Annotated in this window: 22 protein-coding genes; 13 read left to right on the plus strand and 9 right to left on the minus strand. The window is 64.9% G+C overall.

Features of this window, described 5'->3' with window-relative positions; genetic code table 11:
* Positions 1-151 precede the first annotated feature (151 nt).
* On the minus strand, positions 152-838 hold the full coding sequence (locus AC2FMM_RS06850; RefSeq protein ID WP_149775464.1) for a response regulator transcription factor: 687 nt from the start codon (positions 836-838) through the stop codon (positions 152-154).
* Positions 839-998: 160 nt separating this feature from the next.
* On the opposite strand from AC2FMM_RS06850, the gene ribA reads away from it, so the two are divergent.
* Together ribA and AC2FMM_RS06860 are read left to right on the plus strand one after the other, a co-directional pair.
* On the plus strand, positions 999-2,093 hold the full coding sequence (gene ribA, locus AC2FMM_RS06855; protein ID WP_496680347.1) for a GTP cyclohydrolase II: 1,095 nt from the start codon (positions 999-1,001) through the stop codon (positions 2,091-2,093).
* Positions 2,090-2,590, plus strand: coding sequence for a L,D-transpeptidase family protein (locus AC2FMM_RS06860; RefSeq protein ID WP_496710753.1), 501 nt, complete (start codon positions 2,090-2,092; stop codon positions 2,588-2,590). The genes ribA and AC2FMM_RS06860 overlap by 4 nt, the downstream gene beginning before the upstream one ends.
* On the opposite strand, the gene AC2FMM_RS06865 is transcribed toward AC2FMM_RS06860, so the two are convergent.
* Both AC2FMM_RS06865 and AC2FMM_RS06870 read right to left on the minus strand, forming a co-directional pair.
* Positions 2,574-3,233, minus strand: a complete 660-nt coding sequence (locus tag AC2FMM_RS06865) for a YggS family pyridoxal phosphate-dependent enzyme (RefSeq protein ID WP_496796148.1) — start codon at positions 3,231-3,233, stop codon at positions 2,574-2,576. The genes AC2FMM_RS06860 and AC2FMM_RS06865 overlap by 17 nt on opposite strands.
* A gap of 102 nt (positions 3,234-3,335) precedes the next feature.
* Positions 3,336-4,358, minus strand: a complete 1,023-nt coding sequence (locus AC2FMM_RS06870) for a porin (RefSeq protein ID WP_496796149.1) — start codon at positions 4,356-4,358, stop codon at positions 3,336-3,338.
* Between the two features lie 279 nt (positions 4,359-4,637).
* On the opposite strand from AC2FMM_RS06870, the gene AC2FMM_RS06875 reads away from it, so the two are divergent.
* From AC2FMM_RS06875 to AC2FMM_RS06895, 5 genes are all read left to right on the plus strand, one after another.
* The gene (locus AC2FMM_RS06875) at positions 4,638-5,126 is read left to right on the plus strand and encodes a DUF3576 domain-containing protein (protein ID WP_496680340.1); all 489 of its coding nucleotides are present in this window, start codon (positions 4,638-4,640) and stop codon (positions 5,124-5,126) included.
* A 72-nt stretch (positions 5,127-5,198) separates the two neighbouring features.
* Positions 5,199-7,736, plus strand: a complete 2,538-nt coding sequence (gene leuS, locus AC2FMM_RS06880; RefSeq protein ID WP_496796150.1) for a leucine--tRNA ligase — start codon at positions 5,199-5,201, stop codon at positions 7,734-7,736.
* Positions 7,723-8,223: an LPS assembly lipoprotein LptE gene (gene lptE, locus AC2FMM_RS06885; RefSeq protein WP_496796151.1), complete on the plus strand. Its 501-nt coding sequence runs from the start codon at positions 7,723-7,725 to the stop codon at positions 8,221-8,223. The genes leuS and lptE overlap by 14 nt, the downstream gene beginning before the upstream one ends.
* Positions 8,220-9,248, plus strand: a complete 1,029-nt coding sequence (holA, locus tag AC2FMM_RS06890) for a DNA polymerase III subunit delta (protein WP_496680336.1) — start codon at positions 8,220-8,222, stop codon at positions 9,246-9,248. The genes lptE and holA overlap by 4 nt, the downstream gene beginning before the upstream one ends.
* 73 nt (positions 9,249-9,321) lie before the next feature.
* Positions 9,322-9,918: a glutathione S-transferase family protein gene (locus AC2FMM_RS06895; RefSeq protein WP_496796152.1), complete on the plus strand. Its 597-nt coding sequence runs from the start codon at positions 9,322-9,324 to the stop codon at positions 9,916-9,918.
* On the opposite strand, the gene AC2FMM_RS06900 is transcribed toward AC2FMM_RS06895, so the two are convergent.
* Positions 9,885-11,093: a TIGR03862 family flavoprotein gene (locus AC2FMM_RS06900; RefSeq protein ID WP_496796153.1), complete on the minus strand. Its 1,209-nt coding sequence runs from the start codon at positions 11,091-11,093 to the stop codon at positions 9,885-9,887. The two genes, AC2FMM_RS06895 and AC2FMM_RS06900, sit on opposite strands and share 34 nt — an antisense overlap.
* A gap of 48 nt (positions 11,094-11,141) precedes the next feature.
* Between AC2FMM_RS06900 and AC2FMM_RS06905 the strand changes: the two genes are divergently transcribed.
* A complete protein-coding gene (locus tag AC2FMM_RS06905; protein ID WP_496796154.1) occupies positions 11,142-11,438 on the plus strand; it encodes an HNH endonuclease in 297 nt (98 codons plus the stop codon).
* Here the strand turns inward: AC2FMM_RS06905 and AC2FMM_RS06910 are convergent, their stop codons facing one another.
* Genes AC2FMM_RS06910 through AC2FMM_RS06920 form a run of 3 tightly spaced genes read right to left on the minus strand, consistent with a single transcriptional unit; the run spans position 11,439 to position 13,524 of the window.
* The gene (locus tag AC2FMM_RS06910) at positions 11,439-12,173 is read right to left on the minus strand and encodes a VOC family protein (RefSeq protein WP_496796155.1); all 735 of its coding nucleotides are present in this window, start codon (positions 12,171-12,173) and stop codon (positions 11,439-11,441) included. It abuts the gene before it with no gap.
* Positions 12,170-12,778 (minus strand): enoyl-CoA hydratase/isomerase family protein, encoded by a 609-nt coding sequence (locus AC2FMM_RS06915; protein WP_496680327.1) that lies wholly within the window; start codon positions 12,776-12,778, stop codon positions 12,170-12,172. The genes AC2FMM_RS06910 and AC2FMM_RS06915 overlap by 4 nt, the downstream gene beginning before the upstream one ends.
* A complete protein-coding gene (locus AC2FMM_RS06920) occupies positions 12,775-13,524 on the minus strand; it encodes an SDR family oxidoreductase (RefSeq protein ID WP_496796156.1) in 750 nt (249 codons plus the stop codon). Before AC2FMM_RS06920 ends, AC2FMM_RS06915 begins: the two co-directional genes overlap by 4 nt.
* 134 nt (positions 13,525-13,658) lie before the next feature.
* On the opposite strand from AC2FMM_RS06920, the gene AC2FMM_RS06925 reads away from it, so the two are divergent.
* From AC2FMM_RS06925 to lpxK, 5 genes are all read left to right on the plus strand, one after another.
* A complete protein-coding gene (locus AC2FMM_RS06925; protein WP_496796157.1) occupies positions 13,659-15,182 on the plus strand; it encodes a DUF2125 domain-containing protein in 1,524 nt (507 codons plus the stop codon).
* 216 nt (positions 15,183-15,398) lie between these two features.
* Positions 15,399-16,745: a TldD/PmbA family protein gene (locus tag AC2FMM_RS06930; RefSeq protein ID WP_496742439.1), complete on the plus strand. Its 1,347-nt coding sequence runs from the start codon at positions 15,399-15,401 to the stop codon at positions 16,743-16,745.
* Positions 16,732-17,535: an inositol monophosphatase family protein gene (locus AC2FMM_RS06935; protein WP_496796158.1), complete on the plus strand. Its 804-nt coding sequence runs from the start codon at positions 16,732-16,734 to the stop codon at positions 17,533-17,535. Before AC2FMM_RS06930 ends, AC2FMM_RS06935 begins: the two co-directional genes overlap by 14 nt.
* Positions 17,532-18,767, plus strand: a complete 1,236-nt coding sequence (locus AC2FMM_RS06940) for a 3-deoxy-D-manno-octulosonic acid transferase (protein WP_496796159.1) — start codon at positions 17,532-17,534, stop codon at positions 18,765-18,767. The genes AC2FMM_RS06935 and AC2FMM_RS06940 overlap by 4 nt, the downstream gene beginning before the upstream one ends.
* Positions 18,754-19,752: a tetraacyldisaccharide 4'-kinase gene (gene lpxK / locus AC2FMM_RS06945; protein ID WP_496796160.1), complete on the plus strand. Its 999-nt coding sequence runs from the start codon at positions 18,754-18,756 to the stop codon at positions 19,750-19,752. The genes AC2FMM_RS06940 and lpxK overlap by 14 nt, the downstream gene beginning before the upstream one ends.
* Here lpxK and AC2FMM_RS06950 read toward each other — a convergent pair.
* Complete coding sequence (locus tag AC2FMM_RS06950; protein ID WP_496710765.1) at positions 19,749-20,861, minus strand: CaiB/BaiF CoA transferase family protein; 1,113 nt, start codon at positions 20,859-20,861, stop codon at positions 19,749-19,751. The genes lpxK and AC2FMM_RS06950 overlap by 4 nt on opposite strands.
* Entirely contained in the window at positions 20,861-21,526 is a 666-nt protein-coding gene (locus AC2FMM_RS06955; protein ID WP_496683955.1) for a DsbA family protein, read from the minus strand. Before AC2FMM_RS06955 ends, AC2FMM_RS06950 begins: the two co-directional genes overlap by 1 nt.

A 21,526-nucleotide genomic window follows, 5' to 3' on the forward strand; every position in this document is an offset into this window, starting at 1 on the left:
CAATTGCCGGGGTGCCATCCGAAAAAAAGCCGGGCCAAAGGCCCGGCAGTCCAACAGGGAGGTACATGTCATGACCCGGACATGCGCGGGTTGCGAGTAACCTAAAGATGTCTATAGAGTATCACTTTGATCCACATCAATCCACCAATCGTTAGGAAACCAGGCGATATCCGCCGGATTCTGTGACCAAAAGGCGCGCATTCGAGGGATCGGGCTCGATCTTCTGGCGCAGACGGTAGATGTGGGTTTCCAGCGTGTGCGTGGTGACACCTGCGTTATAGCCCCAGACCTCGTGCAGCAGAACATCGCGCGGCACGACACCGTCGGTGGACCGGTACAGGAACTTGAGAATGTTGGTTTCCTTCTCGGTCAGGCGGATCTTGCGGTCATCCTCGGTGATCAACATCTTCATCGCCGGCTTGAAGGTGTAGGGCCCAAGAACAAAAACCGCATCCTCGGATTGTTCATGCTGGCGCAGCTGCGCGCGGATGCGGGCCAGAAGCACTGGAAACTTGAAGGGTTTCGACACGTAGTCATTGGCCCCGGCATCCAACCCCAGGATCGTGTCGGCGTCGCTGTCATGGCCGGTCAGCATCAGGATCGGGCTCTTGACCCCCTGCTTGCGCATCAGCCGGCACAGCTCGCGCCCATCGGTGTCGGGCAGGCCCACATCCAGAATCACCAGGTCATAGATCGCCTCGCGCGCGCGCTCCAAAGCAGACTGACCGTCCGAGGCCTCGAACACGTCGAAATCCTCGGTCATCACCAGCTGTTCGCTCAGCGCTTCGCGCAGGTCCTCGTCGTCATCGACCAGCAGGATTTTCTTGAGTTGCGCCATGTCCCGGTCCTCCTTTTGCTTTTGCATCACTTGAGCTTGGAATATGCAATCCACAAGTTTTGCTGCAACGCTCTCACGCCCTCGTGTCTGATGGACGGGAAATGTTTCACATTCGGCGGCGAACGGGCTAGGACGAGACAAACGTTACAGGATAACATCGATGAGTCTGATTCCCGACATCACCGAATTGCTGGCGCGCGCGCGGGCGGATCTGCGCATGGGCGTTCCCGTGGTGCTGGTCGATGACGGCGGCCGTGGCGTAGTGGCCGCAGCGGCCGAGACCTTGGGGCCGCAACGTCTGTCCGATCTCCGCGGTCTGGGCGATCAGCCCGTGGTTGCCATCACCAACCGCCGGGCCGAGACCCTGAAGGCGCGCGCCTATGACGGCGATCTGGCTCGTGTCGTAATCCCCGCCGATGCCGACCTTGCCTGGGTGCAGGCCGTGGCAGACCCGTCCGATGACCTCGATTCCCCGATGAAGGGTCCGCTGATGACCCAGCGGAGCGGCAATACCAACCTGCACCGCATCGCCATCGCCTTGGCCAAGACCGCGCGCCTGCTGCCGGCGGCAGTGGTCGTACCCGTCGAGGACGGGCGCGCCTTTGCCGCCTCCCATGGGCTGACCTGCATTGACCATACCCGCACCGCCCCACATCTGGCCGATCGCAGCCCCCTGCACGAGGTGGTCGCCGCCCGCCTGCCGATGGAGGTCTCCGAGGCCGGGCGGCTGCATGTATTTCGCCCCGAGGACGGCGGTGAAGAACACTATGCCATCGAAATCGGCCGGCCCGACCGTTCGAAACCGGTTTTGGCGCGGCTGCATTCGGCCTGCTTCACCGGCGACCTGATGGGCAGCCTGAAATGCGATTGCGGTCCGCAGCTGCGCGGCGCCCTGGCGCAGATGGGAGCCGAGGGCCACGGCGTTCTGCTGTATCTCAACCAGGAGGGCCGCGGGATCGGCCTGGCCAACAAGATGCGCGCCTATTTCCTTCAGGATCAGGGGTTCGACACGGTCGAAGCGAACCACCGGCTTGGGTTTGAGGATGACGAGCGCGACTTCCGCCTCGGGTCCGACATCCTGAAGTCAATGGGCTTCAGTTCAGTGCGGTTGCTGACCAACAACCCCGCCAAGATCGCGATGATGGAACGCACCGGGATCGCCGTCACCGAACGTGTGCCGCTCAAGGTCGGGGAAACAGCGCACAATCGCGGCTATCTGGCGACCAAGGCGGCCAAGTCGGGCCATCTGTTGTGAGCCCGCACGATCTGGTCCTGTCTTGGCGCGGCGTGCGGTTTCACGGCAGGACGTTCCCCTGCACGATCGGCAAAGGCGGCCTGACCAACGCCAAACGCGAAGGCGACGGCGCCACCCCGACCGGCGTTCTGCGGATCGTGGGCATGCTGTACCGGCCCGACCGGATCGCGCCACCCGCCCCCTGGGCGCTGCCGATCGGGCCGCGCGACCTGTGGTCGGATGATGGTGCTGACCCGGATTACAACCGGCATGTGCGGGCGCCGCACGGGTTCAGCCATGAACGCCTTCGGCGGGCCGATCCGCTGTACGATTTGGTTCTGATCACCGACTGGAACTGGCCCGATGCAGTGCCTGGACGCGGATCAGCCATCTTCATCCACCAATGGCGCCGGACGGGCTATCCGACCGAGGGCTGCCTGGCCTTCCGCCGTGACCACCTGCACTGGATCGCGCAAAGGGTCACCCTGGGCACCCGAGTGATCATTCCCCCGCTTTGACCCGTTCGCCAAAGATCGCCGACCCCACCCGGACATGGGTGGCCCCCAACGCGATCGCGGTTTCGAAATCGCCGCTCATGCCCATCGAGAGACCTTGCAGCCCGTTGCGCGCGGCGATCTTGGCCAGAAGGGCGAAATGCAGCGCCGGTTCCTCGTGCACCGGCGGGATGCACATCAGGCCGCGCACGGGAAGGTCCAGCCCCTGGCATTCGGCGATGAAGGCATCCGCATCGGCGGGCAAAACGCCGGCTTTCTGCGGTTCCTTTCCGGTGTTCACCTGGATGAACAGATCAGGGCAGGCGCCCGTCTCTTGCGCCAACCGCGCCAGGGTCTTTGCCAATTTGGGCCGATCCACTGAATGGATGGCATTGCAAAGATCCATCGCCTGCCGCGCCTTGTTGGTCTGCAACGGGCCGATCAGATGCAGGTCGATGCCGGGAAACCGCTCGCGGAAGGCGGGCCATTTCGCGGCAGCCTCCTGCACCCGGTTTTCGCCGAAACAGCGGTGGCCCTGCTCGAGCACGGCCTGAACCCTGTCATTTGGTTGAACTTTGGATACGGCAATCAGGGTCACGGACCCGGCTTGCCGCCCGGCGGCGGCTTCGGCCTTTGCGATGCGATCTTTGATTTCCTGCAACGACATGGATTTCCCCTGTTCCGGTTTCGCGCCAGAAAAACACCATGTCGGCGCAAAAGAAAAGGGCGGGTCCGAAGACCCGCCCCAAACCTTGCGGTTCAGATCAACTTAGAAGTTGAACTGAGCACCGAAGTCGGCACGCATGGTCGAGTCTGCGCAGACGTCGCAGTCCGACACACCGATACCACCGCGCAGCGATGCGCCGCCGCCCAGGTCGTAGATGGCGCCGATGCCGTACTGCTGGGTGTCGGCGTCAGCCGAACCGTCACCGTAAGCGGCGGTCAGGGTCAGAGCGGAGCCAACGTTGTAGGCCAGCGACAGACCGTAGGCGGTGCCGTCGGTTGCTGCAACTTGGGTTGCGTCGTCAGCAACGAACAGGGTGCCCGAGAAGTCACCGAATTCGCCACCCAGGGTGAAGACGGTCAGGCTCGGATTTTTGCCTGTTGTGCCTGCCAGATCGTCGGTCTCACCGTAGGCCAGAGCGGCAGTGATGTTGCCGAAGGTGTAGGTTGCGCTGATGTCCCAACGGTCGGCATCGGTTGCAACGCCATTCACACCGAAGGTGGCTTGGTCATACGACGCGCCGAAAGCGAAGTCGCCGACTGCGTACTGGAAGAACACAGCGTTCGAACCCGAACCGGTCGACGAATAGCCCAGGAAGCTGTAGTCGACGCCCGAGTACTGGCCGATGAAGTTTTCCAGGCCCGGCTCGTTGCCGTAGTAGTTGGCCAGGTTGTCGAAGGAGCCGGCAACGTTGCCCGCGTCAACACGCAGACCACCGTAGATGACCGAGAAACGTGCGCCGTTCAGGCCAGCCGAGTTGGCTTCACCGGTGCCGGCGTTCTCGTCGGCCTGCAGGCGGACGCGTGCTTCAAAGCGGACGCCACCGTCGGTTTCCGCGATGCCGTCGATGTTCAGACGGAAGCGCGAAACCAGGATGGTTTCGTCGGTCGCGACAGCAGCGGTGCCGGTGGTGGTGCCGCTGGCAGTGGTGGTGAAGTTGGTCACAACGCCAGTACGGTCTTCTTGGTAGCCGATACCAAAGCGGCCATAGCCGCTGAATCTAACTTCGGCCGCGGCAACCGATGCGGTTGCGATCAGTGCGGTCGATGCGAAGAGAACTTTTTTCATCTTGTTTCCCTCGGTTTCAGTAATTTCTACTCGACACATGCCTGTTGCACATGTCTCAGCACGCAGACCGTTTCGCTCTTTTTGCCCCCTCAGCGCAAGCTTGCCTTAATTCTTTTGCAGTCATTGCCCCGGAATTGGTGCAAGGATGCCACAGTTGGTTTGAGGGCGTGTTTTCGGCACCGCCATGGCGCCTTTGGAAAGAATGGGCTTGTTGCAACACAACAGCTTGTCTAGGAGTATCACCCAACAGTCTAACCAGCAGAACAGGACATGCCGACGATGCGCCTGCAGACGATTTCGGGTTTGTTGATTTTGACCGTCTCGGTTGCGGCCTGCGGGCAGAATCGCTCGGCACAGCCCAATCCGAACTATCTAACCACCGACGGCAGTTCGTCAGAGGCTCGTGAACTCAACGATCCGAATCGTTCGACCATCTGGGATGTGTTCGGCCCCAACAACTCGGAACAAGTGACACAGGTCAATCGGTACCTGTGGGCGGCCTCGCTGGATGTGCTGAATTTCCTGCCGATCGAAGAGGTGGATCCGTTTACCGGCGTGATCGTAACGGGTTACGGCAGACCGCCGGGCGGCGGGCGGTCCTATCGGGCAACGGTGCACATCAAGGATCCGGCCCTGGCGGCGCGGTCCCTTTCGGTGGCGCTGCAGACCAGCGGAGGCGCGCCGGTCAGCGCCGCCACCACGCGTGCGGTCGAAGATGCGATCCTGTCGCGGGCGCGCCAGCTGCGGATCGCGGACAACAAGCTCTAGCAACCCGCAGAAAATCACAATATTACCACGCCGGGCCCCTGCCCGGCGTTTTCATTCACGAAGGACCGCATGATGTCGCGCTACTCCGCCAACGAAATCGAAGCCAAATGGCAAGAAGCCTGGGACACGGCCGGGATCTTCACCGCCAAACGCACGGCGGACAAGCCGAAATACTATGTGCTGGAAATGTTCCCCTATCCGTCGGGGCGCATCCACATGGGGCATGTGCGCAACTATACCATGGGTGACGTGATCGCCCGCTACAAGCTTAGCACCGGGCACAACGTGCTGCACCCGATGGGCTGGGATGCCTTTGGAATGCCTGCGGAGAATGCGGCCATGGCCATCGGTGGCCACCCCAAGGACTGGACCTATGGCAACATCGCCGACATGCGCGCGCAGATGAAGCCGCTGGGCCTGTCGATCGACTGGTCGCGCGAGTTCGCAACCTGCGACCCGGAATATTACGGCCAGCAGCAGGCGCTGTTCCTGGATATGCTGGATGCGGGGCTGGTCTATCGCAAGAACGCCGTGGTCAACTGGGACCCGGTGGACATGACCGTGCTGGCCAACGAACAGGTTGAAAACGGGCGCGGCTGGCGCTCGGGCGCGTTGGTGGAGCGACGCGAGCTGACCCAGTGGTTCTTCAAGATCTCGGCATTCGCCGAAGAGCTGCTTGAGGCGCTGGATACGCTCGAGAACTGGCCCGCCAAGGTGCGCCTGATGCAGGAGAACTGGATCGGCAAGTCGCGCGGGCTGGAATTTGCATTCGAGCGCACCGACGGCGGCGCGCCCATCACCGTCTATACCACGCGGCCCGACACGCTGCTGGGGGCCTCGTTCGTGGGCATCTCGCCCGATCACACGATCGCCAAGCAGCTTGAGGCCGAGAACTCCGAAGTCGCTGAATTCGTTGCGGAATGCCGCAAGGGCGGCACCACGGAAGAGGCCATCGAAACCGGCGAGAAGCTGGGTTTCGACACCGGCATCCGCGTCAAGCACCCGCTGGACCCGAACTGGGAACTGCCGGTCTGGATCGCGAATTTCATCCTGATGGATTACGGCACCGGCGCGATCTTCGCCTGCCCCGCGCATGACCAGCGCGACCTGGATTTCTGCCGCAAATATGACCTGCCGGTGATCGACACCTTCTTTGCTCTGGATGACGACACGCCGGTGGACAAGATCGCTTTCGTCCCGCCGAAAGAGCAGAAAGTGCGCTGGGTCAACCATTTCGCCGGTCTGACCGAGGCCACCGGACAGGAAGCCATCGACGCGACCATCGAGTTTGCCGAGAAAGCCGGCTGGGGCAAGGGCGTGACCAAGTACCGCCTGCGCGATTGGGGCCTGTCGCGCCAGCGCTACTGGGGCTGTCCGATCCCGGTGGTGCATTGCGACGATTGCGGCGTGGTGCCCGAAAAGAAGGAAAACCTGCCGATTCGCCTGCCCGACGATGTCACTTTCGACAAACCGGGCAACCCGCTGGACCGTCACCCGACCTGGCGCGACTGTGCCTGCCCGTCTTGCGGCAAGCCGGCCAAGCGCGAAACCGACACGATGGACACGTTCGTCGATTCGTCGTGGTATTTCGCCCGTTTCACCGCCCCACGCGCGGAAACGCCCACCGATCTGGCCGAAGCCGAATACTGGATGAACGTGGACCAGTATATCGGCGGCATCGAACACGCGATCCTGCACCTGCTGTATTCGCGGTTCTTCGCCCGGGCCATGCATCTGACGGGGCATCTGCCGAAAAAGGCGATCGAGCCGTTCGACGCGCTGTTCACCCAGGGCATGGTCACCCATGAAATCTATCAGACCCGCGACGACAAGGGCCGCCCGGTCTATCACCTTCCCGAGGAAGTCGAGGACGGCAAGCTGAAGGCGACGGGCGAGCCGGTCGAGATCATCCCCTCGGCCAAGATGTCGAAATCGAAGAAGAACGTGGTGGACCCGGTCAGCATCATCTCAGCCTTTGGGGCGGATACGGCGCGCTGGTTCGTGCTGTCCGATTCGCCGCCCGAGCGTGACGTGGAATGGACCGCCGCCGGCGCCGAGGCCGCGCACAAGCACCTCAGCCGCGTGCATCGCATCGTGTCCGAGATCGCCGCATCCGACGCCCCGGCCAATGCCGAGGACGAAGCGCTGCTGCGCGAGATGCACAAGACCATCCATGACGTGACCGGCGGGGTCGAATCCTTCGGCTTCAACGCCTCGATCGCCAAGCTCTATGCCTTTACCAACACGCTGGCCAAATCCAAGGCGGGCGCGCAGGCCAAGCGGCAGGCGGCCAAGACGCTGGCGCAGCTGATGTCGCCGATGACCCCGCACCTGTCCGAAGAGCTGTGGCAGATGCTGGGCGGCGAAGGGCTGGTGGCGCTGGCGCCCTGGCCGGTGGCGGACGAGTCGATGCTGGTCGATGACACCGTCACCCTGCCTATCCAGATCAACGGCAAACGCCGCGCCGAAATCAGCGTGGCCAAAGATCTGGACAAGACGCAGGTTGAAAAAATCGCGCTCAGCACCGAAGCTGTGCAGAAGGCGCTGAATGGCGCTGCTCCGAAGAAGGTGATCGTTGTTCCGGGCCGGATCGTGAATGTCGTTGTTTGACCGCAGAAAACTGATGCTGCCGCTGGCCGCCTGTGCGTTGGCGGCAGCCTGCGGGTTTCAACCCGTCTACGCGCCGGGGGCGGCGGGGTCCGCTCTCTATGGCAGAGTCGCGGTTTCAGCCCCGGACACGGTCGAAAGCTATCTGCTGGTGCAGAATCTGGAACAGCGGCTGGGGCGCGGCGCCGGTTCGGCCAAGGATTATAGGTTGAACGTGAAGGTCACCACCGCAACCCGCGGGGCAGCGATCACCACGACCAACGAGACCAACCGCTACACAATAGATGGGCGCGCGAATTTCACCCTGACCTCGGCTGAAACCGGGCAGGTCGTCGCGTCGGGCACCGTGACCGATTTCGTGGGTTACTCAGCATCGGGTTCGACGGTCTCGACCCTGGCCGACGAGCGCGACGCAAAGGATCGCCTGATGGTCATCCTGGCCGATCAGATCGTGACGCGCTTGTATTCCACACCGGAACTGGCTTCATGAAGCTTTCGCCACGCGAGGCTGACGGGTATTTTTCCAAACCGGACCCCGACAAGACGGGCTTGCTGATCTACGGCGCCGACGCGATGCGCGTGGCGCTGAAACGCCAGCAGGTTCTGGCCGCGCTGCTTGGCCCTACCGCCGAGGAAGAGATGCGCCTGACCCGGATGCCCGGCGCCGATCTGCGCGGCGACCCGGCCATGCTGCTGGACGCGGTCAAGGCGGTCGGGTTTTTTCCCGGCCCGCGTGCCGTGTTTGTCGAGGAGGCAACCGACTCCGCCGCCCCTGCGATTCTGACCGCGCTCGAGGACTGGGCCCCGGGCGACGCGCAGATCATCGTGACCGCGGGCCAGCTCAAGGCCAGTTCCAAGCTGCGCAAGGCCTTCGAGGCCCATCGCAACGCCTATGCGGTGGGCATCTATGACGACCCGCCCAGCCGCGCCGAGATCGAGCGGTCATTGGCACAGGCTGGCCTGACCGATATCCCGCGCGATTCGATGGCGATGCTAGGGGATCTGGCAGCCGAGCTCAGCCCCGGCGATTTCGCGCAGACGCTGGAAAAGCTGGCCCTGTACAAACGCGGGGACGGCACCGCGCTGACGGTCGAGGACATCGAGGCCTGCGCCCCGCAATCCAACGAGGCCGCGCTGGACGATGTTCTGAACGTGGTGGCCGAAGGCCGCGCGCCCGAGATCGGCCCGCTGATCCGACGCCTGCAGGCGCAGGGCACCAACCCGGTGACGCTGTGCATCGGCGCCACGCGGCATTTCCGTACTCTCTATGCCTGCGCTTCGGACCCGGGTGGCGCGGCCCAGGGCATCGGCAAGCTGCGTCCGCCGATCTATGGCAAGCGGCGCGACCGCATCCTGCGGCAGGCGCAGGCCTGGGGGGCGCAGAAACTGCAGACCGCCCTGACCGTGCTGACCGATACCGACCTGTCCCTGCGGTCGGCCGGGCAGACCGCGCCGGCCATGGCGCTGGTCGAACGGGCGATGATCCGCATCGCCATGCTGGCTCGGTCACGCTGACGTGACGGGGCGTCGGGCTTGACGCACCGCCCTGCGCCACCAACCTGTAGGTCAGCCAAGACAGGAGCACGGCATGTACAAACTTTATGGACGCGTCCACAGCCGCGCTTCGCGGGTGATCTGGCTGCTCGAGGAATTGGGCCAGCCCTATGATTTGATCCCGGCAGGGCCGCATGATCCGCAGGTTCTGGCCCTGCATGAATCCGGCAAGGTGCCGGTTCTTCAGGTCGGCGATGCCGTGCTCTCGGACAGCGTGGCGATCATGACCTATCTGGCCGACAAGCACGGGGCCTTCACCTATCCGGCCGGAACCCTGGACCGGGCCGAGCAGGATTCGCTGGTCAACGCCATGCTCGAGGAATTCGATGCGCCGCTGTGGCTGGCCACCCGGCACGCATTCATCCTGCCGCAGGACAAACGTGTTCCGCAGGTGGTCGAGGTCGCGAAATGGGAATTTGACCGCAGCTTCCAGCGCATGGGCCGCCGCTTCAAGGGACCGTACCTGCAAGGTGACAAGATGACGATTGCCGACATCCTGTGCGTCCATTGCATGAGCTGGGCCAAAACCGCCGATTTTCCGATGAATTCGGATGTGCTGAAAGCCTATGGCAAGGACCTCCGCGCGCGGCCGGCCTATCAGAAACTGGGCGAGCTGGCCAAAACCGCCTGAGCGCTCAGCCAGTCGGCGGCCGATCGCCCGGCCCATCGCCCGGTGGCGAAACAACCGGTCAGAAGGTAGCCGCCGGTCGGTGCTTCCCAATCCAGCATCTCGCCGGCACAGAACACGCCCGGCAGCGCCTTCAGCATCAGGCCATCGGTCAGCCCGCTGCGCATGACGCCGCCCGCGGTCGAGATCGCCTCGTCCATCGGGCGCAGTCCCGCGTGGCGCACGGGAAGCGCTTTCAGCAGCCCGACCCAGTCGGCCCGGGTCACGACCTCGCCTTTGGTCATTTCGTGAAACAGCGCCACTTTCTGCGCTGGCAGGCGCAAGCCGTTTTTTAGCCACCGGCTGAGCGTGGTTTTCGCGCTGGTCGCAGCGAGGCGGCGGCGCAGTTCTTCCTGCGGCAGGTCCGGCACCAGATCCACACGTAACGGCAAGCCCGCGCGCAGGGCCGGGGTCAGCGGGTACAGCCCACCCCCTTCAAGCCCTTTCTCCGAGATCACCGCCTCGCCCCGGCTGATGCGATCGCCCGCCATCCACCGCACCGATTTGAGTGCCCGGCCGAAATGCGGCGTCATGTGCGGGCTCCAACCCATCGCCAGCGCGGCATTCGACGGCGCGAAAGGCGCCAACGGCACCCCCTTTTCCGCCAGAACCGGCGCCCAAGCCCCGTCCGAGCCCAGCCGCGCCCAACTAGCGCCGCCAAGCGCCAGCACCGTCGCCCCGGCCGCGACCCGTTGCCCGCCGTCGGGCGTGTCGAACACCGCCGTCGCGCCGTCCCAGCCAAGCCAGCGCCAGCGGGTGCGGATCACAACCCCCATCCCGTCCAGCCGCTCCAGCCAGGCCCGCAACAGCGGCGAGGCCTTCTTGGCGCGGGGAAACACCCGCCCGGTCGAGCCAGTAAACAGCTCTTGCCCCAGACCGCGCGCCCAGTCCTGCACTATTCCGGCATCGAAATCGGCAAGCATCGGACGCAGCCAGTCCGCCGCCTGTCCATAGGCCGGCAGCAGAGTCTCGAACGGTTCATCCTTCGTCAGGTTCAGGCCCGATTTGCCCGCCATCAGGAACTTGCGCGCGACCGATGGCTTGGCCTCGGCCACCAGAACAGCATGCCCGGCCCGCGCCAGTTCCTCGGCTGCCATCAATCCGGCCGGACCCGCCCCGATCACCAATGCCTGCGCCATATCTTTCCTCTTGTCCCGGGCCGGGCCCGGGATAAATCTAGCCTCGCCATGACCGAGGACTGCCCCATCTGCCCGCTCTGCGACCGCCCGATCCCCGACGGGACCGGCAGCCTGCACCATCTGATCCCAAAACTCAAAGGGGGCAAGGGCGGTCCCACGGTTCTGCTGCACGGAATCTGCCACAAGGAAATTCACGCCACCCTGACCGAAGCCGAGCTGGCCCGCAGCTACAACTCGGTCGCGGCGTTGCGCGGCCACCCCCGGCTGTCGCGGTTTCTGGACTGGGTGCGCAAACGCCCGCCCGGGTTCCAGTCGAAAGTGTCCGGAAAGCGCCGCAGCCGCTGATCAGGCGGGCACGAACACCGTGCCATGCGCGGCACGGACGGGTTCGGTCAGCCCTTCGATGCCGATCCCGCGCAGGTCGGGCGTGGGTACGATGACGGCACCGGGAATGTGCTGAAACTCCAGCGTGGTATAGGGCCGTCGCCACAGCCATTCGCGATTGCCGACGGCCCAGAGGTCAGGGCTGGGCGGTCGCTCCTGTGTGAAGGCATAGAAGTGCAGGTCGAACCCGTGCGGGGTTACATCCTGTATCGCCAGAAGCCGCATCCCAAGGCTGCGACAGATCGCATCCTCGGCCTGGATGTCGCCGGTGCGTAGGGTGATCTGGCCCACGCAGGCCTGGTCGAACGGCGCCTGCACGGGGTCGGCCTTCGGGCGGTTGCATTCGAAATCATGTTGCAGCAGTTCGATCGCAAACCCCTCGGGATCGGTGAGATGGTTCAAATAGCCGATGTCCAGAAACTGCGCCGGTAGGCTGACCTTGACCCCCCTTCGCCGCAGCCAGTCCGCCGCCCGGTCCACGTCAGGCAAGGTGATGCCGATCTTCCAGTACCGCTGCCCACGATCCGCGACATACCCGCCCCCGCCGGGCTGCAACACGATTTCCGCACCCCGGCCAGGGTAGCCGACCCGCCAGTCCGCCCCGTCACGGCGCGACACCATGCCCAGCGCGTGGCGGTAGAACTCCGCCAGCCCGGCCGGGTCCGCCACGCGCAGATGCAGGGCAGCCAGCCTCATGCGCACATCCCGGCGATTCCGCAGGCGACATCAGGATCTGCCGCCAGGCTGTCGGAAACCAGCTCACGCGCGGTCTGCAACAGCATGTCGCGGGCCACCACCCGGTCGACCAGACCAAAGGCCAGGGCCTCGTCGGCCGTGATCTTCTGCCCCGCCATCAGGATCAGCTTGGTCCGTGCCGGCCCGATCAGCGCCTTCATGCGCAGCACGTCCGACGGCTGCGGCAGAAACCCCAGCCGCATCACCGGATAGAAGATCTTGGCCTCCGGCACCGCGATGCGCAGGTCGCAGGCCAACGCCATGCCGTTGGCCCCGCCCGCCATCGTGCCGTTCAGCGCGGCAACGGTCAGGCAGGGCAGCGCTGCGATGGCGCCCGACAGACGTTCCCATAGGTCCGAGGTGGCCAGACCCGCCCGCGCCTCGTCCAGATCGGCACCGGCGCTGAAGACCTTGCCGGCACCCGTCAGGATCAAGGCCCGCGCCTCGGTCGCCGCCTGGGCGATATCGACCAGTTCGGCCAGCATCGCCCCGGTCAGCGCATTGGCCTTGCCGGGATTGTTCAGCACCACGGTCCACAGGCCGTTTTCCTTAGTCAGTTCGATCACGTCAGGCCGACCCTCTTGCGGATGTCGTCGCGGCGCAGAGAAATCTCGGTGCCCAGAAATTCGTCGGCGTCGGCCGAGCACATCCACAACAGCGCGCGGGCCGGCCAATCGGCGGGGATATGATCTTCCCATTCAAGCTGGCTGACCGGGTTGATGCCGCTGGCCTTGATCGTCCGCTGCATGTCGGTGGCCACCGTGCCCGGCGACAGGCCCATCGCGCGGATGCCGTGATGGGACTCTTCCAGATGCAGACACTCGGTCAGCATCTTCGCACCCGCCTTCGAGGCGCAATAATGGCTCCAAGCCTCCACCGGGTTGGACGCAGCGCCCGACGAGACCGTCAGCACAGTTCCGCCGCCTGCGGCCCGCATCACCGGCAGCACCGCGCGCATGCCGTGGAACACGCCCTTGAGATTGATGTCGATGGCCAGACCCCAATCCGCCGGATCAGCCTTGGCCAGATGCGAAATCGGGTCGATCACCCCGGCATTGCCGATCAGCACGTCCACCCCGCCAAAGCGATCGACGCAGGCGGCCACCGCCTGATCGACCTGCGCGAAGTCGCTGACATCGCAGGCAATCGCGAGTGCCTGCCCCCCCAACTCGGCGGCCAGCGCGTCGATCTGCGCGCGGCTGCGGGCCACCAGCGCGACATTGGCCCCGGCTGCGGCAAAAACGCGCCCCGCCTCGGCCCCGATGCCGCGGCTGGCCCCGGTGATCAGCACTGTTTTTCCTTGCATGGACATCCCGTAATCCTTTCGGCTTGCAATCCTTTCAAGTCCTATCGCGCAAACGGGGAAAGCGTCCACCCCTTGCCCCCTTGACGGCGTGCGCCACAGGCCCGACGATGCGCGCGAATTTCAACACGAAGGGTTCCCTTATGTCCGTTTTCCTTCGCCGCACGGGCGGCGCCGTCCTGGCCTATGTTATCGCGACGCAAGGCGCGCTGGCAGACCTGACCGCCAACGATGTCTGGTCCGACTGGCAGTCCTACATGGGCAGCATGGGCTATGCCGTCACCGGCGATCAGAGTACCTCGGGCAACGTCACCAGCATCAGGAACATGACGCTGAAGATGGAGCTGCCGGACGAGGATGGCGCGTTCGACATGGTCATCCCGGAAATGACCCTGACCGAGAATGGCGACGGCACCGTCACCATCGGCTTGCCGGAGAGCTTTCCCATGACCATCTCGGGTCAGGCCGAGGGCGAGGCATTTTCTGCCGCACTTCTGTACACTCATGACGCTCTGAACATGGTCGTGTCCGGCGCCCCCGAGGACATGACCTATGACTACGCGGCCCAGAGCCTGGGCCTGGCGCTGGGCGACGTCACCGTCGACGGCGAGACCATGCCCGAAGACAGCCTTGATCTGAGCCTGCGCCTGGCGGATCTGGCCGGCACGTCGCGCATGGTGATCGGCGAGGGGCGAACGGTCGATCAGACCTTCACCGCCGCCGATCTGACCTATGAGGTGGATTTCAACGAACCGGAAACCGGCGAACAAGGCCGGATCAACGGCAAGCTCGAGCAACTGGCCTTCGAGGGCCGGAACGTGATCCCGGCCGGGTTCAGCCTGGCGGATGTCCAGGCCGCCTATGAGGCCGGATTCGCCTTTGACGGCGCCTTCACCTATGTGGCGGGCCAGACCAGCATCGAGGGCACCAGCGAAGGCGAAGCGTTTTCGATGGCCAGCAGCTCGGACGGCGGCCGTTTCGCGGCCAGCATCGATGCGCAGCGTCTGGCCTATGACGTCGAACAGAAGAACGCCAAGCTGTCGGTCACCTCTGCCGATGTACCGTTTCCCATCGAACTTGCGATGGCCAAGGCGGGCCTGAAACTTGAGGCTCCAATTCAGGACAGCGGCGAGGTCGAACCGTTTGCCCTGGCCCTGAACCTGACCGATTTCACCATGTCGGACATTCTGTGGAGCATGTTCGACCCGGCCGGCGCCCTGCCACGAGATCCGGCGACCATCGCGCTGGACACCACCGGTACGGCCAAGGTCCTGCTGAACATCTTCGATCCGGCCGCCGCCGAAGCGATGGAGAAGGCCGACGCCGTTCCGGCCGAGTTGCACTCGTTGAAGATCAACGAGCTGCTGGTTTCGCTGGTGGGCGCCAAGCTGACTGGCAACGGCGATTTCACCTTCGACAATTCCAACGCCGAACAGACCGGCGGCATGCCGATCCCGACCGGGGTGGTCAACCTGCAACTGGTGGGCGCAAACGCCCTGATCGACAAGTTGATCGAAATGGGGCTGGTGTCGGACAACGATGCCATGGGCGCCCGCATGATGATGGGCATGATGGCGGTTCCGGGCGAGGCGCCGGACACGCTGAATTCGACCATCGAATTCAAGGAAGACGGGCAGATCCTGGCCAATGGCCAGCGGATCAAGTGAATCCGGCCTGAAAGAGCAAAAGACAGGGGCGCGGGAACCCGCGCCCTTTTTTTGGCACCGCTCCTCGCGATCAGTCGAACAGGCCCGGTTCGTGCAGCGCGGCCTGCACCGACAGATGCGTTTTTCTGGCACCCGCCGCGCCCGGACCCGGCCCGCCTTGGGGCTTGCGGGGCCGCCTGTCGAAGGCTAGGTCCAATGCAAGCAGTCGGAGGCCACATGACCAACACACTCGAAGCAATCAGCGCCCGGATGATCGAACTGGCCGCCAAAGCCGGGGCCGAGGCGGCGGACACGATCGTGATCGACGGGGCCTCGGTTTCGGTCGAGGTGCGCGGCGGCAAGCTGGAGCATGCCGAGCGCGCCGAAAGCATCGATGTCGGGTTGCGGGTCTTTCTGGGCCAGCGTCAGGCCATCGTGTCCGGGTCGGACAGCCGCCCCGAAGCACTGCAAGCCATGGCCGAGCGCGCCGTGGCCATGGCCCGCGAGGCCCCCGCAGACCCTTTTTCTGGGCTGGCCGATCCCGACCAACTGGCGCGGAACTGGGACGGCGACGCGCTGGAACTGTTTGATCCGTCGCCCGCACCTTCCGCCGACGCGCTGATGCAGGACGCGCTGGCCGCTGAGGCCGCCGCCCTGGCCGTTCCGGGCGTGACGCAGGTGTCGGATGCAGCTGCCGCCTATGGGACGCATCGGGTGCATCTGTCGGCCACCAACGGATTCTCGGGCGGCTATGCCCGTAGCACCCGGTCGGTGTCCTGCGTGGCGATCTCGGGCGAAGGCACCGGGATGGAGCGCGACTATGACGGGGACAGCCGCACCTTTCAGACCGACCTGCGCAGCCCGGACGAGATCGGCCGGACCGCCGGTGAACGCGCGGTGCAGCGGGTCGGTGCGCGCAAGCCGCAGACCGGCCAGTTCCCGGTACTGTTCGATGAACGGATTTCATCCTCGCTGATCGGGCATCTTCTGGCGGCCAGCAATGGCGCGGCGGTTGCGCGCGGCGCATCGTGGCTGAAGGACAGCCTGGGCCAGCAGGTTCTGCCCGCACACCTGTCTCTGGTCGAGGATCCGCACCGCCCGCGCATTTCGGGATCGCGACCCTTTGACGCCGAGGGGCTGCCGACCGCCCATCGGGCGATCGTCGAAGACGGCGTTCTGACCGGCTGGACGCTGGACCTGTCCAGCGCGCGCAAGCTGGGCATGGCGCCCACCGGCAACGCCGCCCGTGGCGTGTCCGGCCCGCCCTCGCCCAGCAACTGGAACCTGAGTCTGACCCAAGGCACAGCGACGCGCGAGGATCTGTTGCGCGACATGGGCACCGGGCTGCTGGTGACCTCGATGATCGGATCGACGATCAACCCCAACACCGGTGACTATTCGCGCGGGGCGGCGGGGTTCTGGGTTGAGAACGGCGAAATCGCCTATCCGGTGAACGAATGCACCATCGCCGGAAACCTGCGCGAGATGCTGATGCGGATCATTCCGGCCAACGACGCGCGCCCCTATCTTTCGCGGGTAGTGCCCTCGCTGCTGATCGAAGGGATGACGCTTGCCGGAAACTGACCTGCTCCTGCTGATCGACGCGGCGCGCGAGGCCGGCAAGATCGCCACGCGGTATTCGGGTCGCGACGCCCGGCGCTGGGACAAACCGCAAGGCGCGGGCCCCGTCACCGAGGCCGATCTGGCCGTGAACGCGATGCTGGAACAGCGCCTGCCCGCCGCCCGGCCCGGCTATGGCTGGCTAAGCGAAGAAACCGAAGACAACCCCGACCGGCTGACCCGCGACCGTGTCTTCATCATCGACCCGATCGACGGCACCCGCAGCTTTGCCGAAGGTTCGAGCACCTGGGCGCATTCGCTGGCGGTGGCCGAGCACGGGCAGGTGATCGCGGCTGTCATTTATCTGCCCCTGCGCGACCTGCTGTTCGCAGCGGAGCGTGGCGGGGGCGCCACGTTGAACGGCCAGCCGATTCAGGCGACCCAGGTCCGGTCGGAATCCGAGGCCGAAGTGCTGGCCGCCAAACCCAGCCTCGACCCGCGACATTGGAAAGACGCCAGACCGCCCTCGTTTCGTTGGGCCTACCGGCCTTCGCTGGCCTACCGCATGGCCCTGGTCGCGCAGGGGCGGTTTGATGGGATGCTGACCCTGCGCCCAAGCTGGGAATGGGACATCGCCGCCGGCGAACTGATTCTGCACGAAGCCGGCGGGCAGTGCTCGGACCGTGCCGGCGACCGGTTGCGGTTCAACAATCCGAACCCGCGACTGAACGGCGTCGTGGCCGCCGGCCCCCGGCTGCACGAGCTGCTGATCCGACGGCTGGCACCGCCTGCAGACCAAGGCCTGCCGGCATGAGCAGACAGCGCTCTCTCAGCCTCGCGGCCTACCGGGTGCTGTCCTGGGGTGTACCCAGACCGCAGGATCACGGCACCCCCCCGCGCCCCGCGGGCGAACTGTTGTGGTTTCATATCGCCGACCGGCACCGCCTGCGCGCGGCGAACGACTTTTGCCGTCGGTTGCAGCAGACCCGGCCCGGACTATCGATCCTCAGAACCGCTCCGCCCGAGACAGACCTGACCGGCTGGACCTCGGACGACGCCCCTGTCGTCTGCCTTCCGGCCGAGAGGACCGGCGCGGCACGCAGCTTTCTGGACCACTGGCAACCCGATCTCGGGTTGTGGGTTGGCGGTGGGCTCATGCCCAACCTCGTCATCCGCGCACATGACGCCGGAATACCTCTGATCCTGCTCGAGGCCGAACCGGATATCCGCGCAGCGCCGGCGGCGAAATGGGTACCCGACATCGCCCGCCACACCTTCGACTGTTTTCAGGCCATCCACGTAACGTCCGAGGAAACCGCACGACAGATCCGCAGACTCGGCGTGGCGACGAACAAAGTGTCGGTTTCCCCGCCTCTGCGCATCAATCCGACGCTGCAATCTTGGCCCGAGGACGAATTGATCGAAACAACACATGCGGTGTCGGGGCGCCCGGTCTGGCTGGCAGCCTGGGTGGAACCGCGCGAGGTCATCTCGGTGCTGAGCGCGCATCGGCAAGCCATGCGGATGCTTCCGCGGCTGGCGATGGTCCTGCATGTCTCCGACCGGGGCGAGGTCGCCCCGCTTCGGCGCCGGCTCGAAGACATGGATCTCAGATGCGCCAACTGGGAAAACGGCGACCCGATCGAGGACGTGACCCAGGTGATCCTGTGCGACGACCCCGAAACGCTGGGCTTGTGGTACCGGTTGTGCCCGGTCACCTTCCTAGGGCGATCGCTCGAGCAGGGCAGCGTCGGTTGCGACCCGATCATCGCGACCGCGCTGGGGTCGGCCGTCATTCACGGCCCTTTCGTGGGCCATCATCAGGACATCTACGACCAACTGGACAACGCCTCGGCAGCCTGCGTGATCAGAAGCGCAACCGAGCTGGGCGATACGTTGGTCGATCTGCTGGCCCCCGACCGGGCGGCCGACATGGCCTTGGCCGGTTGGGATCTGGTGACCGAGGGGGCCCCGCAGGTGGACACGCTGATCGACATGGTTCAGGACCAGTTGGACAAAGGCCGGATGGACGATGCGAGCACCTGAATTCTGGGATACCCCTCCGGACCGGCCCGGTCTGCGCGCGCGCCTTCTGGCGCCGCTGGGGCGGATATACGCGCGGGCCACGGCCCGGCGGGTGGCGGCTGGGCCCGGGATCGATCCGGGTGTGCCGGTGATTTGCGTCGGCAACCTGAATGCCGGCGGCACCGGCAAGACACCGACGGCAATCTGGGTTCTGGAGCAATTGCGCGATGCGTATCACACCCCGCATGTAGTCACCCGCGGCCATGGCGGATCGCTCGAAGGTCCGGTTCGGGTGGACCCATTGCGGCACACGGCCGCCCAGGTCGGGGACGAGCCCCTGCTGCTGGCGGCCTTCGCCGAGGTCTGGGTCGCCAAGGACCGTGCCGCCGGCGCCCGCGCCGCAGCCGAGACCGGCGCCAGCGCGATCGTGCTGGACGACGGGTTCCAGAACCCTTCGGTGGCCAAGACATTCTCGATCGTCGTGGTGGATGCGGCCCGCGGCTTTGGCAACGGCCTGTGCCTGCCCGCCGGACCGCTGCGCGAGCCGGTCGATGTCGGGCTGCAACGGGCCGATCTGGTGCTGTCGCTGGGCGATCCGGCCGCGCAGGAGCGGTTCGCGCAGCTATGGGGCAACAAGCTGGGCGTTCCGCACGCAACCGGTCAGGTCACGGCGCTGCAAACCGGGATGGACTGGAGCGAAACTCCGGTTCTGGCCTTTGCCGGTATCGGCCACCCCGAGAAGTTCTTTCAGACATTGCGCCAACAGGGCGCGCGGCTGCTGCGGGCCGAGGCGCTGGACGATCACCAGCCGCTGACGCCGGCCCTGATGACCCGGCTGGAAAACGAGGCGCGGTTGCTGGGTGCGCAGATGGTCACCACCGAAAAAGACGCCGTTCGCCTGCCGCCCGCCTTCCGCAGCAAGGTCATCACCCTGCCGGTGCGCCTGCAGGTGGATCAGGCCGACGACGTGCGTCAGCGGTTGCTGACGGCCGCGCCGCCGCCCTAGTCGTCTTCGCCCAGTTTCGGGGCGGGGCGCGACAGGTTCAGATCGGCATCCGAAAAGACGAACGGCGCGCGGATTCCAGGCACCCCGTCCAGTTCGATCTGCATGCCGCGCGCGATCACCTGCGGATCGGCCATGACTTCGTCCAGCGTGTTGATCGGCCCGGCGGGGATGCCTTGCGCCTCGCAGGCGGCCAGCAGGTCGGCCTTGGCCCAGGTCGCCGTGGCGCCGTTCAGCCGTGCGATCAGGGTGCGGCGATTGGCCAGCCGGTCCTTGTTGTGCAGATATTCGGGCGCCTCGGCCATGTCGGGCAGGTTCAACACCTGACACAGGCGCCGGTACTGCCGGTCATTGCCGGTGGCGATAATGATGTGTCCGTCGGCACAGTCGAACACCTGATAAGGCGCCAAGTTCACATGTGCATTGCCCATGCGCTGCGGCACCTGGCCCGTGGTCAGATAGTTCAGCGCCTGGTTTGCCGTGACTGCCACGGCCACGTCCAGCAGGGCCATGTCCACATGCTGCCCGCGCCCGGTACGCTGGCGTTGGTGCAGCGCCGCCAGAACCCCGGCCACCGCATAGATGCCGGTGAACACATCGGTGATCGCCACACCTGCCTTCTGCGGCTGGCCATCGGGTTCTCCGGTCACGGACATCAGCCCCGACATGCCCTGGATGATGAAATCATAGCCAGCCCGATGCGCATAAGGTCCGGTCTGCCCGAACCCGGTGATCGAGCAATAGACGAGGCGCGGGTTCAACTGGCTGAGGCTGTCATAGTCGAGCCCGTATTTCTGCAGCCCACCGACCTTGAAATTCTCGATCACCACATCGGCGTCAGCGACCAGCGCGCGCACCTTCTCCTGCCCTTCGGGGGTCGAGAAATCGGCGATCACCGACGCCTTGCCGCGATTGGTCGAGTGGTAATAAGCCGCCGAGACATCCTGATCGCGGGTCACGAAGGGCGGACCCCAGGCGCGGGTGTCGTCACCGGCCGGGGATTCCACCTTGATGACCTCGGCGCCCAGATCGGCAAAAGTCTGGCCGGCCCAGGGGCCAGCCAGAATGCGCGCCAGCTCGACAACCTTGAGACCGGCCAGTGGCCCGGTCATCAGTTGCCCAGTTCCTTTTCGATCAGAGCCTTAAACTCGTCATAGGACTGGTTGTCGACCTTCTTTCCGTTGACGACGAAGGACGGGGTGGACTGGATACCGTCTTTCTCGGCGTTTTTCTGGTACCAGGCGACGAGGGTTTGCGCCTTGGTGCCGTCCTGCAGGCAGGCTTCAAGCTGATCGTTGCTCAGCCCGGCCAGACGGCCGATCTTGCGCAGTTCTTCCACGATCTCGGCCGGGCCGCCGGCGCGAGTCCAATCGGACTGGCCCTGATAGATCAGGTCGGTGATGCCAAAGAACTTCTCGGGGCCACCGCAGCGCGCCACCATCGACGCCCAGATGCCGTAGCGGTCGAAATAGACCTCGCGGTAGATGAACTTGACCTTTCCGGTGTCGATGTACTCCTTCTTGAGCTGCTTGTACGGCCCTTGATGGAAATTCGCGCAATGCGGACAGGTATAGGACGCATATTCGATGATCTCGACCGGTGCATCCTCGGCCCCCTGAACCATCTCGACGATGCTCGAGGTGTCCAGATCGGCGCTTTGCGCTTCAGCGCTGCCGACCAGTTGTGGCACAGGCACGGTGCTTGGCGATTGGGTCAGCCAATAGCCGCCAGCGGCCACGGCGATGACCGCACAGATTGCGGTTGCGATACGGCTCAT

Source organism: Ruegeria sp. BHSC043, assembly GCF_059612985.1.